The organism is Protofrankia sp. CiP1_Cm_nod3 (assembly GCF_982290655.1).
The window spans coordinates 1-2,699 of sequence record NZ_CEVIVD010000281.1; the positions used below are offsets into that span (position 1 = coordinate 1).

Here is a 2,699-nt window from a genome sequence, read left to right on the forward strand (position 1 = left end):
CTTCTAAAGAGGTTAATGGACGCGGAAGCGGTCAATATACTCGCGTAGAACTTCCCGACGGCCGACGGGTATCTGTGGGAAGTACGTCGGAAAAAGGAAGAATATTTCGAGTTGACAATCTTACGAGTGCAAGGGTTCGGGAGGCGAGAACTGGCTATTATCCGGTCGAAGTCGCAGGTAGGAAATTTCTTCCACGGGCGGGTGAATGGAAGACTAACCGCGAAGGTATGGAGCGGTTGAAATGGGCTGGTCGACTTGAGCCTGTAGGTAATACGCTTACATATATCCGTTATTTTGACGATTTTCCTGCTTATCCATACACAAACTTCTGGGAAGATACTGTAACTTCTGGATTTGCCGACCCTAAGACGTACATTGTCCAAACGAATCCCAAGGTAGTTGAGCGGTGCATGCTCATGGCCACCGATCCGGGGGATCTGGTGCTTGACCCGACGTGTGGGTCGGGGACTACCGCGCTGGTCGCTGAGCAGCGGGGGCGGCGGTGGATCACTATTGATACGTCCCGGGTGGCGATCGCGTTGGCGCGGCAGCGGGTGATGGGGGCGAAGCTGCCCTACTACCTGCTTGCGGATTCCCCGGAAGGTCGGGCGAAGGAAGCCGAGCTCACCGGGACGCCCCGGCCCGCCGGCGGCACGAAGGGTGACATCCGCAAGGGTTTTGTCTACGAGCGGGTCCCACACGTCACGTTGAAGTCGATTGCGAACAACCCGGACATCGTCGAGGGGATGACCCGCGACGAGATCGACGCGGCGATCAGGCGGCATGCCGAGACCGAGCTGCTCTACGACCGTCCGTACGAGGACAGGCGGAAGATCCGGGTGTCCGGCCGGTTCACGGTGGAGAGCCTGTCACCGCATCGGGCCCTCGGCCTCGAGGTGGACCTGCCCCGCACCGAGCGAGCGGCGGCGGAGTCCTCGGAGGCCGCCTCGTACGAGTCAACGATCCTGGAGAACCTGCGGGCCGCGGGCGTCCAGAACGGGCTGCGGCGGGAACGGCTCGTCTTCGACACCCTCGAGCCGCACGCCGGCCGGTACGTGCAGGCCGTCGGCACCCGCCGGGACGCCGACGCCGGCACCCCGCAGCACGTCGCCGTCGCGATCGGCCCGCAGTACGGCACGGTCAGCCCGGCGCTGATCAAGGACGCCGCCCGGGAGGCGCTGCGCGGCCAGGGCCATGACCTGCTGCTCGTCCTCGGGTTCGCCTTCGACGCCCAGGCAGGCGAGGTGGTCGGGGAGTTCCGCCCGTCCAACGGCGCGGACTTCGCCTCCGTCACCGCCGAACGCCAGCTCGGACGGCTGCCGATCCTGCTGGTCCGCATGAACCCGGATCTGGCCATGGGCGACGAACTGCTGAAGAAAACCGGCGCGGCGAACCTGTTCACCGTGTTCGGCGAGCCGGACATCGACATCGGGCACACCCCCGACGGGCTCGTGATCGACATCCGGGGCATCGACGTGTACGACCCGACCACCGGCCAGATCCGCTCGCACGACCCGTCCAGCATCGCGCTGTGGATGGTGGACACGGCGTACAACGGGGAGTCGTTCTTCGTCCGCCACTGCTACTTCTCCGGGGCTGGCAACGACCCCTACGCCCGGCTGAAGAAGGCGCTGAAGGCCGATATCGACGAGGCCGCCTGGGCGACTCTCTACACGACCCGTTCCCGGCCGTTCCCCAAACCCGACACGGGCCGGATCGCGGTCAAGGCCATCAACCACTACGGCGACGAAGTCCTCAAAATCTACGAAGTGTGACGGGACTGAACGGGGGACCGGCAATGGACTACACGGCCGCGCAGCGGGCAGCGATCAGCACCCTGGACGACCCGCTGCTCATCATCGCGTGCGCCGGGTCCGGCAAGACGCAGGTCATCTCCCAGCGGATCGTCGAAATCCTGCGCCGGCCGGGCGTCCGCCCGGAGAACGTGGTGGCGTTCACCTTCACCGAGAAGGCCGCCGCCGAGCTGAAGAACCGGACCCTCGAGCTGATCGAGCACGACCTCGGCCCGATCCACGGCCTGGCCGACATGTACATCGGCACGATGCACGGCTTCGCCCGGTCGGTGTTACAGACCTGGGTTCCCGAAACCTTCAAGTACGCGGTCCTGAACGAGATCCAGAACCGGCTGCTGGTCGACCGCAACAGCAACAAGTGCGGGCTGACCACGGCGAAGGCCATGGTCAAGGGGACATCGAGACCGCTGTGGAGGTACAAGGAGTCGGGACTGTTCATGCAGGTGGTCGGCATCCTGCGTGAGGACGACATCGACCAGGAAAAAATCCCCGAGGACCTCGACGAGGCGCTTGGGATGTACCGCACGGTGCTGCACAGCCTCCGGTATTTCGACTACACCGAACTGCTCCGCACCACGGTCGACATGCTCGAGTCCGATCCGGGCGACTCCATGGCCGGCCCGCTGGTCCGTCATGTCCGGGACGCGGTGCGCTATGTCGTCGTCGACGAGTACCAGGACACCAACCACATCCAGGAACGGATGATTCAGGGCCTGTGCCGGTTCGGGGCGAACCTGTGCGTGGTCGGCGACGACGACCAGACGATCTACCAGTGGCGCGGCAGCGCGGTCAGGAACATCCAGACCTTCACCCGCCGTTACCCCGGGGTCCGCAGCGTCACCCTGGATGACAACTTCCGGTCCAGCCCCGCGGTGGTGTCGCTGG

Annotated in this window: 2 protein-coding genes; both read left to right on the top strand. The window is 64.5% G+C overall.

Annotation, left to right across the window (positions count from 1 at the left end; genetic code table 11):
• The first annotated feature begins 227 nt into the window (after positions 1 to 227).
• Positions 228 to 1,775 (top strand): DNA methyltransferase, encoded by a 1,548-nt coding sequence (locus AC5LUJ_RS24275; protein ID WP_250284291.1) that lies wholly within the window; start codon positions 228 to 230, stop codon positions 1,773 to 1,775.
• A 23-nt stretch (positions 1,776 to 1,798) separates the two neighbouring features.
• Positions 1,799 to 2,699: UvrD-helicase domain-containing protein (locus AC5LUJ_RS24280; RefSeq protein ID WP_493465864.1), on the top strand; the 901-nt coding region annotated here is incomplete at its 3' end.

Excerpts from the sequence above, each read along its gene's own strand:
- AC5LUJ_RS24275 (WP_250284291.1), top strand. The coding sequence starts at position 228 with ATGGAGCGGTTGAAATGGGCTGGTCGACTTGAGCCTGTAGGTAATACG.